General features: G+C 56.5%; 14 protein-coding genes. 4 read left to right on the top strand and 10 right to left on the bottom strand.

Annotated elements, in window-relative coordinates:
- Positions 1–79 precede the first annotated feature (79 nt).
- From AAC076_RS04910 to dsbD, 6 genes are all read right to left on the bottom strand, one after another.
- On the bottom strand, positions 80–1432 hold the full coding sequence (locus tag AAC076_RS04910; RefSeq protein WP_339843298.1) for a zinc-ribbon and DUF3426 domain-containing protein: 1353 nt from the start codon (positions 1430–1432) through the stop codon (positions 80–82).
- Between the two features lie 60 nt (positions 1433–1492).
- Positions 1493–2380, bottom strand: coding sequence for a 50S ribosomal protein L11 methyltransferase (prmA, locus tag AAC076_RS04905; protein WP_339843297.1), 888 nt, complete (start codon positions 2378–2380; stop codon positions 1493–1495).
- Positions 2381–2490: 110 nt separating this feature from the next.
- A complete protein-coding gene (gene accC / locus AAC076_RS04900) occupies positions 2491–3831 on the bottom strand; it encodes an acetyl-CoA carboxylase biotin carboxylase subunit (RefSeq protein ID WP_150278319.1) in 1341 nt (446 codons plus the stop codon).
- A 19-nt stretch (positions 3832–3850) separates the two neighbouring features.
- Entirely contained in the window at positions 3851–4309 is a 459-nt protein-coding gene (gene accB / locus AAC076_RS04895; RefSeq protein ID WP_339843296.1) for an acetyl-CoA carboxylase biotin carboxyl carrier protein, read from the bottom strand.
- Positions 4310–4333: 24 nt separating this feature from the next.
- On the bottom strand, positions 4334–4786 hold the full coding sequence (gene aroQ / locus AAC076_RS04890; RefSeq protein ID WP_339843295.1) for a type II 3-dehydroquinate dehydratase: 453 nt from the start codon (positions 4784–4786) through the stop codon (positions 4334–4336).
- Between the two features lie 137 nt (positions 4787–4923).
- Positions 4924–6708: a protein-disulfide reductase DsbD gene (dsbD, locus tag AAC076_RS04885; RefSeq protein WP_339843294.1), complete on the bottom strand. Its 1785-nt coding sequence runs from the start codon at positions 6706–6708 to the stop codon at positions 4924–4926.
- Between the two features lie 317 nt (positions 6709–7025).
- On the opposite strand from dsbD, the gene AAC076_RS04880 reads away from it, so the two are divergent.
- Genes AAC076_RS04880 through AAC076_RS04870 form a run of 3 tightly spaced genes read left to right on the top strand, consistent with a single transcriptional unit; the run spans position 7026 to position 8948 of the window.
- Positions 7026–8003, top strand: coding sequence for a DUF2333 family protein (locus AAC076_RS04880; protein WP_339843426.1), 978 nt, complete (start codon positions 7026–7028; stop codon positions 8001–8003).
- A 5-nt stretch (positions 8004–8008) separates the two neighbouring features.
- Positions 8009–8542, top strand: coding sequence for an NUDIX domain-containing protein (locus AAC076_RS04875; RefSeq protein ID WP_339843293.1), 534 nt, complete (start codon positions 8009–8011; stop codon positions 8540–8542).
- Positions 8543–8576: 34 nt separating this feature from the next.
- On the top strand, positions 8577–8948 hold the full coding sequence (locus AAC076_RS04870; RefSeq protein ID WP_339843292.1) for a translation initiation factor Sui1: 372 nt from the start codon (positions 8577–8579) through the stop codon (positions 8946–8948).
- A 191-nt stretch (positions 8949–9139) separates the two neighbouring features.
- Here the strand turns inward: AAC076_RS04870 and AAC076_RS04865 are convergent, their stop codons facing one another.
- The 4 genes from AAC076_RS04865 to AAC076_RS04850 form a co-directional block, all read right to left on the bottom strand.
- The gene (locus AAC076_RS04865; RefSeq protein WP_339843291.1) at positions 9140–9913 is read right to left on the bottom strand and encodes a methyltransferase domain-containing protein; all 774 of its coding nucleotides are present in this window, start codon (positions 9911–9913) and stop codon (positions 9140–9142) included.
- A 92-nt stretch (positions 9914–10005) separates the two neighbouring features.
- Positions 10006–10533 carry an inorganic diphosphatase gene (ppa, locus tag AAC076_RS04860; protein WP_339843290.1) on the bottom strand — a complete coding sequence of 176 codons (528 nt, stop codon included), beginning with the start codon at positions 10531–10533 and terminating at the stop codon, positions 10006–10008.
- 174 nt (positions 10534–10707) lie between these two features.
- Positions 10708–11154, bottom strand: coding sequence for a GNAT family N-acetyltransferase (locus AAC076_RS04855; RefSeq protein ID WP_339843289.1), 447 nt, complete (start codon positions 11152–11154; stop codon positions 10708–10710).
- 198 nt (positions 11155–11352) lie between these two features.
- Positions 11353–12612, bottom strand: coding sequence for a 6-phosphofructokinase (locus AAC076_RS04850; protein ID WP_339843288.1), 1260 nt, complete (start codon positions 12610–12612; stop codon positions 11353–11355).
- Positions 12613–12835: 223 nt separating this feature from the next.
- Between AAC076_RS04850 and mpl the strand changes: the two genes are divergently transcribed.
- Positions 12836–13613 (top strand): UDP-N-acetylmuramate:L-alanyl-gamma-D-glutamyl-meso-diaminopimelate ligase (gene mpl / locus AAC076_RS04845; protein ID WP_339843287.1); only part of this gene is annotated, 778 nt, incomplete at its 3' end.

Below are 13613 nucleotides of genomic sequence, written 5' to 3'. Positions count from 1 at the left end.
AAGGGCGCTAATCATACCCGCTCCGGGTGACCATATAAAGACTGGACTGGATGAAATTTGAACAGATCCGCCGACCGGTTCAGGGGCTGAGGAAATCCAACTGGTAGCCGGCGGCCTCAGGCCCGGGGTCAAGCATGTCGAGTGCTACATGAACCGGGGTTTGCGGCGGCATAAGAGAAACGCCTGCCAGCTCACCACCAAGATATTCATCAGGCCTGAACTGCTTGCTGAGTACTTCCTCGCCACGGGTATTGTTAAAGGTCATGCGCAGTACAGGGAACGGCTGGGCAAAGTCGGCACGGTTATAAACGATCACATCAATTGCCAGCGCCCTTGGGTATTCGGGGTGTGGTCGCACCAGCAGGTTGCTACTGCGAATCAGGGTTATATCAACCCGAGCCGGCAGGCTACAACCGGTTAGAAAACAAAACTGTTCGAGATAGGGACGGGTTTGTTCGCCGTGGGCGAGGGTGCTGAAGTTGTAATACAGCGCCTGGGCTGGCAAGCCAAGCAGGGCGAGCAGGCTAAGGAGAAGCCACAGCGGTCTGTATCTGCTGCGCCTGGAGCGTTGCTGAGGATATAGCTGCAGGGGTTCATCAACCAGGTCGGGTAGATCAATCAGTTTACCCAGTTCAGGCTCAAGACGATCTTCATGCTCCTCGTGTTCCTGCTCGGCCCCATGTGCATCCGCACGCAGGATGTCGGCGTGGCTGCTAGTGGGGCGGTCTCGCAGAAAGATACCCCTGTCGGCTTCCGGCGTTCCAGCGGACCTGGACGAAAGCGTTTCATCCGCTTCGGTGTTGTCGGTAGGGGCTGGCGCTATCGCAAAATCCTGCGCGGTAGGCGTCGCTACAAAGTCGTCGTGAAGGTCGAGATCATCGTTATCCGGCAGCTCTGGGTCTGTCTCTGTCTCTGTCTCCGATGGCGCTTGTGCTGAAAGCTCTATGTCGTCGCTTTCAGGGTCGTCAAGCAAGTCCCAGGGCCCTGGCTCATCGACCTGTTCCTGCAAATGGCTGTCCGAGTATGGCTCTGGCACCTCGTCGGTGTCAGGTTCAGGTGCCAAGCGCAGTTCAGCTTGATCGGGACGATTTTCTGGGCTGCGATCTACCGACCGAACAGCGGGATTGATTTCCTCCAATATGGATTCGTCTAACCCCAATGCCTCAAGATCAAGATCATCCAGATCCATATCATCGTGGATCATCAGAGTGTCGGGACGCTCATCAGGCTTTTCTGGCGTCGTATGGGCAGGAGCGGTTATCGACAGGGTGTCGCTTGCAGACTGCGGGTCTGGCTTGATAGTCAGGTTCGCGTTGAATACCTTGAGACAGGCTCCACAGCGCACGTTGCCTGCGGCTGCCAGCAGGTGCTCCTGGGACAGCCGGAAACGCGTCTGACAAAAAGGGCATTGCGCTACCAGCAGTTCGCTCATGGGTGACCGGAGATCCTTTGCCGTCGTGAAAGCCAAAATGGCATTGTGCCGTGAACCGGATCAACCCGCCAAGCGGCGTTTACCACTGACGCGAATCCAGCCATCGTGTTCGGCAACCGGATCGAGTTCGAAGTCATCCCGGTAGGCCGCGAGTATCTCCTCGGTCTGCTCGGCGAGAATACCCGATAGTGCTATTAATCCTCCTGCTTTGACCAATCGGGACAGTTGTGGCGCCAACTGGACCAGGGGGCCAGCGAGAATATTGGCTACCAGTACGTCCGCCGGTTCCTGCGGCATGTGCTCTGGTAGATAAAGAGAGAAACGTTCGTCCGCAATCTGATTGCGTTGAGCGTTGTCGCGGGAGGCCTCGAGTGCCTGTGTATCGATATCGGTACCCACGGCTTCCCCTGCACCGAGCAACAACGCTGCAATCGCCAGGATGCCGGAACCGCACCCAAAATCGATCAATTGCTGGCCTTCAAGATGTTGACTGTCCAGCCATTCCAGGCAGAGTGCCGTGGTAGGGTGGGTGCCTGTGCCAAATGCCAGGCCAGGATCAAGCAGCAGATTGACCGCGTCTGGTTCGGGTGCCGAATGCCAGCTGGGTACAATCCACAGGCGCTGGCCAAAACGCATTGGATGGAAATGCTCCATCCAGCTGCGCTCCCAGTCCTGATCGGCAATTTCTTCTATCTCGTGCACCGGAAGGTCACCCAGACACAGGGTTCGCAATGAGCCCAGCAGCGCAGCAGCATCTGTATCGGCTTCGAACAAAGCTAGAAGATGGGTGTGGGACCAGAGCGGAGTAGTGCCCAGGTCGGGCTCGAAAATGGGCTGATCTTCGGCATCCATGAAGGTGACGGAAACCGCGCCAAGTGCCAGCAGCTGGTCCTCAAGGGGGTCGGCCTGTTCAGGAGTGATGGCAAGGCGAAGTTGTAGCCAGGGCATGGGTTGTCCTTCTGGAGCATGCTTCAAGCGGCAGGCTTCAAGCGACGAAAAAAGCTCGGGAGCGGACTGGCCGCTCCCGAGTGCTGGATCATGTTCCCGCTGATGACTGCTTACTTGATACCCAGCTTGTGCTCGAGGTAGTGGATGTTGACACCACCCTTGCAGAAGCCTTCGTCACGCACCAGTTCACGATGCAACGGTGTGTTGGTCTTGATCCCATCCACCACCAGCTCATCCAGCGCATTGCGCATCCGGGCCAGTGCCTCGTCACGTGTGGCGCCATAGGTAATCAGCTTGCCCACCAGAGAATCGTAGTTAGGCGGAACCTTGTAGCCGCTGTACAGGTGCGAGTCAACGCGAACCCCGTTTCCACCCGGAGCGTGAAAGAAGGTGACAGTACCCGGGCTGGGCATGAAGGTTTTGGGATCCTCCGCGTTGATTCGGCATTCGATAGAGTGCCCGCGGATGACAACGTCCTCCTGCGTGATGCTCAGCGGTTGCCCGGACGCGACCAGGATCTGCTCCTTGACGATATCGATGCCAGTGACCATTTCGGAAACAGGATGCTCCACCTGAACCCGGGTATTCATCTCGATAAAGAAGAACTCGCCGTTTTCGTAGAGGAATTCAAAGGTCCCCGCGCCGCGATAACCCAGATCAATACAGGCCTTTACACAGCGTGCCTGGACCATTGCCCGGGCTTCTTCGTCGATGCCCGGAGCAGGTGCTTCCTCAATGATTTTCTGGTGACGACGCTGCAAAGAGCAATCACGATCGCCCAGATGCACTGCGTGGCCCTGGCCATCGGAAAGAATCTGAACTTCGACGTGGCGGGGGTTGGTGAGGAATTTTTCCAGGTACACAACCGGGTTGCCAAAAGCCGCCCCTGCTTCAGTTCGAGTCAGGGCAATCGATTTGATCAGTTCGGCTTCGTCATGGACAACACGCATACCACGTCCGCCACCGCCACCTGACGCCTTGATGATTACCGGGTATCCAACCCGCCGGCCGATGGAGAGGCACTCTGCTTCATCCTCAGGCAAGGGGCCGTCGGAACCCGGAACAGTAGGCACGCCAGCGGCGACCATGGCTGCAATCGCCGACACCTTGTCACCCATGAGTCGGATAACCTCGGCGCTGGGACCGATAAAGGTGAAGCCCGAGTTCTCGATCTGCTCGGCGAAGTCAGCATTCTCCGCAAGAAAACCATAACCGGGGTGTATGCCGTCGGCACCGGTCACCTCGGCCGCGCTGATGATCGCGGGGATATTCAAATAGGATTCAGTGGCATTGGCCGGGCCGATGCAGACGGTTTCGTCGGCCAGCGCCAGGTGCATGAGTTCACGGTCAGCCGTGGAATGCACGGCAACGGTCTTCAACCCCAGTTCCTTGCAGGCGCGAATAACGCGCAGAGCAATTTCACCGCGGTTGGCTATCAGTACTTTTTGCATCGGAGGCTCCGGGTCGGGCTCAGGCGATGCTGAACAGGGGTTGGTCGAATTCCACCGGCTGGCCATTATCCGCCAGGATGGCCTGAACCACGCCGCTCTTGTCAGCTTCGATATGGTTCATCATCTTCATCGCTTCAACAATGCACAGGACGTCGCCGGCCTTCACGCTATGGCCTACTTCCACGAAGGAGCCAGCTGCCGGGGAAGGGGAGCGATAGAAGGTACCCACCATTGGTGACCGTACCAGGTGACCAGCCGGCTCAGCTGCGGGCGTTTCAACCAGTGAAGCGGGCGCGGTAGGCGCAGCAGCTGGTGCTGGAGCAGCGGCCGGAGCCGGTTGCGGGTAGTACTGTGGCTGAGCTACTTGCTTGCTATGGCGGCTGATCCTTACTGATTCTTCGCCTTCATGTATTTCCAGTTCGTCGATACCGGATTCTTCCAGAAGCTCGATCAGTTTTTTTACTTTGCGGATATCCATCGGTGCTTGCACTCCAGAGCAGTTTTAGTCTTGTTCGGTTTGTTCAATCAAATGTATTGCAGCATCCAGCGCCAGTTGATAGCCCCTGGCGCCCAGCCCGCAGATCACGCCCACCGCTACATCGGAAAAGTAGGAGTGGTGACGGAAGGGCTCGCGTTTATGAACATTTGATAAATGCACTTCAATAAATGGGATGCTCACAGCCAGCAATGCGTCACGTATTGCGACACTGGTGTGGGTAAATGCAGCCGGGTTGATCACAATGAAGTCGATCGCTTCGTCCCGAGCGGCGTGAATCCGCTCAATCAATTCGTGTTCAGCGTTACTCTGCAGATTGAGCAAATGATGACCGCTGGCGGCTGCCTGTTCGCGCAGCGTTTGCACTATCTGTTCGAGCGTGGCAGCACCATAGACTCCCGGTTCCCGGGTGCCGAGAAGGTTCAGGTTGGGGCCGTTAAGTACCAAGATGCTCGCCATTATCGTCGATCCACAGGCAGTGAGTAAAAGCTGACCAACAGGTCATTGGTGAAGTCTGCCGGAATCTTTGCGGACTGTCCAGAATCGCTAGGTTGCCACCAGATGTCGGCATGATTGCCGCAATTAAGCATAGATTGCTAGTTGATGTTCCTGGCAGCGCGGCTCAGAAAGCCTTCCAGGTCTATCTCGCCCTGAATACGAAGATCTTTCCTCTCTGCGCCATCGGTGGTGAAGAACAGAAAGGCAGGCGGCCCGAACAACCCCTTTTCCGTCAGCCACTGACGCTGATCGGGAGTATTATCGGTCAGATCCAGCTTGATGCGGACGTACGGTTCCAACTCTGCCCGTACCTGTGGGTCGCTGAGAACCTGACGTTCAATTACCTTGCAACTGATACACCAGTCGGCATACAGCTCAATCACGGCTGGTCGACCCATGTCGGCTGCCCTGGCCAGTAGGGTATTGATTTCGCCCTGGTTCTGGACCTTGTCGAAAAAGCCTGCTGAAGACGTACTTCGTTGCGAGCCTTCAACAGTAAGTGGCTCAAGGGGACGCAAGGGGTCGGATCCGCCTGCCAGTGCACCCGTCAGCGCCACCGCCGCGTAGATGGCGGCAAGTAACGCGATGACGTGGGAAAGTCGGCTGGCAACGCGCTGTTCAGTTCGCTCGAATAACCCGAGCTGTACCGCCAGGCCTGCTGCCAGGGCCGCCCATAGAGCCAAACTGACTGGGCCGGGTAGCAATCGTTCAAGCAACCAGATGGCTACGCCCAGCAATCCGAATCCGAACAATTGCTTGACTGTATTCAACCAGGGACCCGATCTTGGCAGCAAGGCGTTGCCAAAAATAGCTACCAGAAGCAGGGGCGCGCCCATACCGAGGGCCAGGAAAAAGAGCCGCAGGGCGCCTCCTGTTGCGTCTCCGGTGGTGCTGATATACACCAGAGCCCCTGCCAGTGGCGCCGAAATACAGGGTGAAACGACCAGGGTTGAGAGGGCGCCCATGACGGCTGCGCCGGGAATTGACCCACCCCGCGTACGACTGCCCAGGCGCTCAATAGGATCACGTAGAAACGCTGGCAAGCGCAGATCGAACAAGCCGAACATGGCGAGGGCGAAAAGCACGAAAAAGACAGCGAAGGTACCCAGCACCCAGGGCGACTGCAGGCGCGCCTGAATATTCAGTGCCGCACCGAACAGCCCTATCAGGGCGCCCACAGCAGCAAAGGTCAGAGCCATGCCCAGTACATAACTCAGGGCGAGCAATGTTGCCCGCGCCTTGTCGATATCGCTACGTCCCACTACCAGGCTGCTGAGAATGGGCAGCATTGGCAGCACACAGGGAGTGAAAGTCAGACCGAGTCCGGCGAGAAAGAACAGCACTAGCGCCAGAGCCATGCCCTGGTCGGATGCAGCAGGGGCATCATTCGCATTGGTCGCTGGGGCAGTCGTGCCACCCGGCAGCCCCAGGGTCTGTGTTTCAGGAGGGTAGCAGAGGCCCGCATCGGCACATCCCTGGAAGTTCACTCGGAGCAACTGGCCAGAGTTCAGTTCGCCCTGCAGTATGAGGGTGACTTCAAGGCTGTCGTAATAGACCTCTACGTCTCCGAAGAACTCGTCATGGCGCTGGATGCCGGCAGGCAAGCTGAAGTCGCTAACACTTGCCCCATCGCCAGTCAGCGAAAAGTCGAGCCTGTGGCGATACAGGTAATATTCAGGCGTGATCTCGAATCGAAGGCGTATTTCATCCTCGGAGAGTCCGACCACGCCGGGTCTGAACGCTTCATTGACGGGTAGAAAGCTAGTCTGTCCGGCGCTGCCCTGGAGCACGCCCGCATTTGAATCGACGGTGTTATCGAGAAGTCCCCCCGCGGCCAGGCCGGGCATGATGAGACAGATAAGCAAAAACAGACGTAACAGCAAGGTAGTTGATCCGCGCCAAAAAAGGTTGGCGAACATCATAGTCGTTACGGGGGTGCTTGCCGAGTGACAAAACGTCATGGGTGGAATGTGCTTTCGTCGTTTTGTAACGCTTCACTACTGATGTTGTGAATCATGCAACAGCTCCGGTTCTCGCTTTGATCCAGTCTTGCTCTGCCTGTATCCAATATTGAGTCCAGCCCGCCTTAAGCGTTTTGTCACCTTTATGTCCCGGGCGCTAAAGTGTGTTGAAGGGGTGGGAGTGCTATGCTTCTTTTCGAGTCGATTAAAGGAGTCAGTACATGAAGTTCGGAAAGGGCATGTTCGGCAGTAAAACAGCGGGTGGCCCAGCCGCCAGTTCGACGGATGGGCAAAAGCCAACTCTCTTGGTCAAGGGATTGTTGGGGCTGGTGCTGATCTATCTCGTTGTCTGTGTGTTCGTCGGTTGGTACTGGAACCGGGAACCCGGGATCACGCAGCTGGTACCTGCTTCATCGATCCAGACGGACCGGGTTGAGGGCGAGGTGACAGTGGCGACTGTCGAAGCGCTGATGACCACTTTGCTGAACAAGCCAGGCGGCTACCTGAGCAATGACATCATGCCTCCGGGTGTTTGGCTCGATAACATGCCCCACTGGGAGTTTGGCGTTCTGGTGCAGATTCGAGACGTTACCCGAGCAATGCGCCGGGACATGGCGCGCTCTCAGTCACAGTCTGCCGAAGACGAAGATCTGGCCCGGGCCGAGCCGCTTTTCCACTTCGACAACAAGAGCTGGATCATGCCATCTACTGAAGGCGAGTATCGCAGCGGACTCAAGGCACTGAACTCCTACGCTGAACGGTTGAATGCAGATGAGGCTGATTTTTATGCTAGAGCCGACAACCTGGGCAGTTGGCTCGGTGATGTCAGTACCCGTCTTGGCTCGTTGTCACAGCGTCTCTCAGCCAGTGTAGGTCAGGCTCCGGTTACTGATGGCAGTCGCCCCCGTGAACAGACCCCCTGGCTGGAAATAGATGATGTCTTCTATGAGTCGCGTGGCAGTGCCTGGGCTCTGGTTCATCTTCTGCGAGCCGTCGAGACGGACTTTGCCGACATCATCGCCAAGAAAAATGCCCAGGCCAGCCTGCAGCAGATCATCCGTGAGCTCGAAGCGACTCAGGAGCCGTTGTGGAGTCCAATGGTGCTTAACGGAGGTGGTTTCGGAGTACTGGCCAATCACTCGCTGGTCATGGCCAACTATTTATCCCGAGCCAACGCTGCGATTATTGATCTGCGCCGACTGATGGAGCAGGGCTAAGCACGATGGACCCGCGGGATAGGGCACATTTGGCCGCTTCGGCGGCCGAGCAGGTTATTCATGTAGACGAGAACGACCAGCCGCTGGGCGTGACAGCGCGCGGGGGGATGCACGCCAAGGGCCTGATCCCGCGGTGCACCTTCATTCTGGTTTACAACTCCGGGGGTGAGCTCTGCATCCATCGTCGCTCCCCTTGCAAGCGTCTTTATCCCGGATTCTGGGACGTGGCCGCCGGCGGGGTGGTTGCTGCTGGCGAGACCTACAGGCAGAGCGCGGAGCGTGAGCTTGGTGAGGAGTTGGGTATCGTTGGCGTTGAGCTGCAGAGGCACTTCAGATTCTTTTACCAGTCGGAGCAAAGCCGCCTTTGGGGTTGCGTCTTCAGTTGCACCTGGGATGGTCCGATTATCATGCAGCCCGAAGAGGTAGTTGCGGTCCGCTGGATAAATCCCGGAAAGGCATGGCAGCGAGACGGGGAAAGCTATGCTCCAGACTCCCTGCAAGCCCTCGAGCTGCAATTGGCAGGTTATGTTAATGATTGAGCGGGTTGAGAAAGCCTGCAATCAGGTATGAACGATGGTCAAGTCTGTTAAAGGTATGAACGCATTGGGCGGTCTGGTTTATTCAACTGAAGCAGGGCGCACGTGCCCAGGCTGCAGACAGCCTGTTGCCTCTTGTATTTGCAAGGCATCTGCACTTCCAGAGGGTGATGGAATCGCCCGCGTTCGCCGGGAAACCAAAGGGCGGGGCGGCAAGACAGTGACTACGGTCAGTGGGTTACTCTTATCGCCCGAGGAGTTGAAAACCCTGGGTAAAAAGTTGAAAACCCGGTGTGGATGCGGTGGCTCTGTAAAAGAGGGTGTCATTGAAATCCAGGGTGATCATGCCGAGCTGATCACAGCCTGGCTGACAGAGCAGGGATTTCAGTCCAAGCGTGCCGGAGGTTAAACAGACAGCCGCAGGGCAGAGTAACTGAAGATCAAAAGCGGACTGTGCGGGGCGCAGTTATCGCCTTGCATGCCCCTGGCACTTCTGCATGCCGGATGACATTCCTAAATCATTATCAGACGGGTAATGTCGAATTATGCAGGGCTATGCCCTTGTCTTCGAATCTATGCTTGAGTAGCTCTGGTGGGCCGTTAATCAGTCCGGCGCAGCCACCAATGCAGATATCGACCCAGATCACGGTAGGCAGGATGGCGGCTATACAGTAGTTCGTGCTCTACAATCTCTTCGGTGTTGACCTGTGATTGAAACTCGGGCGGCATGTAATCATAGAACACACGAATCCCACTCTTGCCCAGGCACTCAAGCTCGCTCTGAATGAGCCAGTCGGCAACCAGTGCCGGGTCCAATGGTTGTTGTGGGGTAAGGCTGCGCTTACTGCCGGCCAACTGGTTTTTTGCCAGTTTGCGAAACTGACCTTTGATCAGATTCTTGTAAACCAGTGCATCGCGATTGTAAAACGCCAAGGAGATACGACCCTCGGCGTTGCAGAGTTGTCTTAGTGCCTTGATAGCCTGCGCCGGGTCCTCCAGCCATTCCATTACCGCGTGACAGATCACCAGATCGTAGGCCTCGCCCTCTGCGGGCAAGTCCTGTAACGGGCTCTGCAGATAGGTAACGGGGTAAGCGGAGATCAGAGGTTCGAGGCGCTCTCTGGCGGCATCAAGCATTTCCGGCGAGGGGTCAGCCAGGGTGACCCTGTGCCCCTGACTCAGCAGCCACTCGCTCATGTGCCCCAGTCCGGCCCCAACATCGAGTACTCGCAGGGACTGGTCTGGCTCGCAAATAGCGGGTAACCATTCCCGCAGGTCGCGGGTCAGTACTGCCAGACGCACAGCGCCCTTTGGACCGTCATAGATCTTGCGGGCGAAATGCGCCCCCATCTGGTCGAAGTAGCGATCTGCCATAGCGTGAAGCTCCGTGGTTGCTGCGTCAGCTAGGCTGAATTTCAGGCATTAAAAAAGCCAGCTTGTGGCCGGCTTTCAAGGGGGCAAAACACTTATTTTTGGTAAGCGTTTACAGCCTTAACTATTTCCGCTCGGGCTTCATCAGAACCGCCCCAGCGATCAATCTTGACCCATTTGCCGGGCTCCAGATCCTTGTAATTCTCAAAGAAATGCTGGATCTGCTGCATCAGCAGCTCGGGCAGATCGGTATATTCCTTGATGTCGCGATACAGTGCGCTCAACTTGTCGTGTGGCACTGCGATGAGCTTTGCATCGCCGCCGCCATCGTCGGTCATATGCAGAACACCGACTGGCCGGCAGCGGATCACTGCACCAGGCGTTACGGGATGCGGGGTAACGACCAGCACGTCCAGCGGGTCACCGTCATCGGCCAGGGTGTTGGGAATAAATCCGTAGTTGGCCGGATAAAACATAGGGGTAGCCATGAAGCGGTCGACGAACAGGGTGTTGCTGTCCTTGTCGATCTCGTACTTGATAGGCGCGTGGTTGGCCGGAATTTCGATGGCGACATAGATGTCGTTAGGGATATCTTTGCCTGCGGGGATCTGGTCGTAGCTCATGGGTTACCTGATTCGGGCATGATTGAAAAATTCTGGGCGCGATTATAGAGGCTGCGGCAAGGGATACCAAGAGATAAGCGCAGAAAACACCTAAAACGATAGTCGCATACGCGCACTTTCTTTGTTACCCGCCGCAGGCGTAGTTCAAAAGAAGAATGCGCGAGGCTGCGTCAATCAGAGCTTGAGAGCGAAGTAGTGAAACTCCGAATCAGCCGAGAAGCCCAGTGAGCGGTAGAGACCGTGGGCCGTCAGGTTGTCCTCACCGGTCATGACGGTCATGCGCTTTATACCCTGGGCGCGAGCCATGACCTTGGCCTGGTTGATCAGCTTGTCGGCCACCAATTGACGTCGGGCTTCCTCGATTACGTAAATGCCCTTGAGTACCCAGCTGGGTGACAGGGTAAGCGCCGAAAAGCTCGGGATAAATTGACAGAACCCAACGACTTTGCCGGTATCCTCGTCTTCACCCAGCAAAATGATCGCTTGGTCGTTCTTTAGCCGGTCTTCGAGAAAGCGTCTCGAGGCCTCAGGCTTGGGCAACTGGCCGTAGAATTCCCGGTATTTGATGAAAAGCGGCGTTACTTCGTCCAGTCGGCTGGTATCTGCCTGCACAATACGCATACGTGTTTTCCATTATTAGTCAGATTATGTCTCATTATTTGTAATGAGTCAGTTGGCGTTATCCTGCCCCAAAGGTGGCAAATCTTCAATCGAAGATATAGCAAAACACCCCGCTCGGATGAGGTCCGGGCGGGGTGTCTGAGAGGTGCTGTCATTGCAGCCCGAAGGCACCAACAACCTGCGCGCTACAAGCTGGGGTCAGATATTGAATTCTGGCAGCTTGCGATCAACCTTCCGGTTTTGCAGTTGCACGTAAGCCGGCATGCCGTTGACGAAGGGTGGGTAATCCTCGCCCTGGATAAGAGGCGACAGGTAGCGGCGGCATTCGTCGGTGATGTGAAATCCATCTGCGGTGATAAACTCGCGCGGCATGAATTTCTCGACGTTGGCCACATCCTTCAGCGGCGCTTCAATGATGTCCCACTGGTAGGGGTTGTCCTGCAAGCGGCGAATAGCCGGCATGATCGCATTTCTGCCTTCGAGCGCAATGCGAACAGCAGCCTGACCAAGAGCATATGCCTGCTCTACGTCGACTGCCGATGCCAGGTGACGTGCAGAGCGCTGCAGGTAATCGGCAACCGCCCAGTGGTATTTGTATCCCAGTTGATCCTTAACCAGATTGGCAACGGTAGGTGCTACGCCGCCAAGTTGCGCGTGACCGAATGCGTCAGTGAGCCCGGTCTCGGACAGGAACTTGCCATCACTGTTCTTTATGCCTTCGGACACGCCTATAACGCAATAACCGTAGGTTTCGACGCACTGCTTCACCCTGGCAAGGAAAGCCTCCTGATCAAAGAGAACCTCGGGGAACAGAAGAATGTGCGGGGGCTGGCCTTCGCCTTCGCTGGCCAAGCCGCAGGCAGCAGTAATCCAGCCTGCATGGCGTCCCATGACCTCGAGAATGAATACCTTGGTCGAGGTGGCCGCCATTGATGCGACATCGAAACCGGCTTCGCGAATAGAGGTAGCTACGTATTTGGCAACGGAACCAAAGCCGGGGCAGCAATCGGTTATGGGCAGGTCATTATCGACCGTTTTCGGCACATGAATGGCCTGGATCGGATAGCCCATGGTTTCGGCCAGCTGGGAAACCTTGAGGCATGTATCGGCCGAGTCGCCACCGCCGTTGTAGAAAAAGTAACCGATATCGTGGGCGCGGAAGACTTCAATAAGACGTTCATATTCGGCGCGGTTAGCCTCGAGGCTCTTGAGCTTGTAACGACACGAGCCAAAAGCACCTGATGGGGTATGGCGCAGAGCGGCGATATTTTCTGCCGGTTCCAGACTGGTATCGATCAGATTCTCGGTCAGAGCCCCGATGATGCCGTTGTGGCCGGCGAATACCTTGCCTATCCGATCGGGATGTTGGCGGGCCGTTTCGATAACGCCTGCAGCAGAGGCGTTGATGACGGCGGTAACACCACCGGACTGGGCGTAAAAGGCATTCTTGACGGTCATGCGGACTCCATGTGTAAGGCAATGGCCGGGGTGGGAACGCGCTACCTGATCGCTTAAATGCGTGGCGAAACAGAGCTGCGAACAAAAACGGCGAATGTGTTTGGCGACCAATGATAGCCGAAAGTATGTCTGTTTGCATCGCTGGCAGGCGTATGGCAGCGCTGTTGCATAGCGCGTGATACCATCTTTGCAAATATTTCTGCCATGGGGTCTGAGCGCGACAATGCATCTGCATATTCTGGGTATTTGCGGTACGTTCATGGGGTCATTGGCGTTACTGGCCCGCGAGCTTGGCCATGAGGTCAGCGGCAGTGACGCCAATGTCTACCCGCCGATGAGCACCCAGTTGCAATCACAGGGAATTGCATTGCTTGAGGGGTATTCTCCAGAGCACCTTCAGCCGGCGCCGGATCTGGTTATTGTCGGTAACGCGATGTCGCGTGGTAATCCCGCGGTGGAATATGTACTGGACCAGGGGCTGCCTTATGTATCGGGCCCCGAATGGCTAGCCCAGCATGTTCTTCAGGGTCGCTGGGTACTGGCGGTGGCTGGTACCCACGGCAAGACCACGACCTCCAGTCTCCTGGCCTGGATTCTGGAGCACGCCGGGATGGCGCCGGGTTTTTTGATCGGTGGTGTGCCACAGAATTTTGGTATCTCGGCGCGTTTGGGGGATACGCCCTTCTTCGTGGTTGAGGCAGACGAGTACGACAGCGCTTTCTTCGATAAGCGTTCCAAGTTCGTGCACTACCGGCCTCGCACAGCGATTCTCAATAATCTCGAATATGACCATGCAGACATTTTCCCCGATCTGGCCGCAATAGAACGGCAATTTCACCATCTTGTTCGGACTATTCCCTCAAGTGGCCTGATTGTTCATCCGCATGGCGACGTTGCATTGCAGCGGGTGGTCGATATGGGGTGCTGGACGCCCCGGCAGACCACCGGCGGCGAGGGTGACTGGAGAGCTGAGCTTCTTGAGGCAGATGGTTCGCGATTCG

Source organism: uncultured Halopseudomonas sp. (assembly GCF_963977355.1).
In the GTDB taxonomy this organism is placed as follows: Bacteria; Pseudomonadota; Gammaproteobacteria; order Pseudomonadales; family Pseudomonadaceae; genus Halopseudomonas.
The sequence above is the reverse complement of the archived record's forward strand: the minus strand, read 5'-3'. Positions and strand labels throughout refer to the sequence as shown.

Bases quoted from the DNA above. Each gene is read 5' to 3' on its own strand.
- AAC076_RS04870 (WP_339843292.1), top strand. From the start codon at position 8,577: ATGGTCAAGTCTGTTAAAGGTATGAACGCATTGGGCGGTCTGGTTTAT.
- ppa (WP_339843290.1), bottom strand. From the start codon at position 10,533: ATGAGCTACGACCAGATCCCCGCAGGCAAAGATATCCCTAACGACATC.
- AAC076_RS04855 (WP_339843289.1), bottom strand. From the start codon at position 11,154: ATGCGTATTGTGCAGGCAGATACCAGCCGACTGGACGAAGTAACGCCG.
- accC (WP_150278319.1), bottom strand. From the start codon at position 3,831: ATGCAAAAAGTACTGATAGCCAACCGCGGTGAAATTGCTCTGCGCGTT.
- AAC076_RS04875 (WP_339843293.1), top strand. From the start codon at position 8,009: ATGGACCCGCGGGATAGGGCACATTTGGCCGCTTCGGCGGCCGAGCAG.
- prmA (WP_339843297.1), bottom strand. From the start codon at position 2,380: ATGCCCTGGCTACAACTTCGCCTTGCCATCACTCCTGAACAGGCCGAC.
- aroQ (WP_339843295.1), bottom strand. From the start codon at position 4,786: ATGGCGAGCATCTTGGTACTTAACGGCCCCAACCTGAACCTTCTCGGC.
- AAC076_RS04850 (WP_339843288.1), bottom strand. From the start codon at position 12,612: ATGACCGTCAAGAATGCCTTTTACGCCCAGTCCGGTGGTGTTACCGCC.
- AAC076_RS04910 (WP_339843298.1), bottom strand. From the start codon at position 1,432: ATGAGCGAACTGCTGGTAGCGCAATGCCCTTTTTGTCAGACGCGTTTC.
- accB (WP_339843296.1), bottom strand. From the start codon at position 4,309: ATGGATATCCGCAAAGTAAAAAAACTGATCGAGCTTCTGGAAGAATCC.
- AAC076_RS04880 (WP_339843426.1), top strand. From the start codon at position 7,026: ATGTTCGGCAGTAAAACAGCGGGTGGCCCAGCCGCCAGTTCGACGGAT.
- AAC076_RS04865 (WP_339843291.1), bottom strand. From the start codon at position 9,913: ATGGCAGATCGCTACTTCGACCAGATGGGGGCGCATTTCGCCCGCAAG.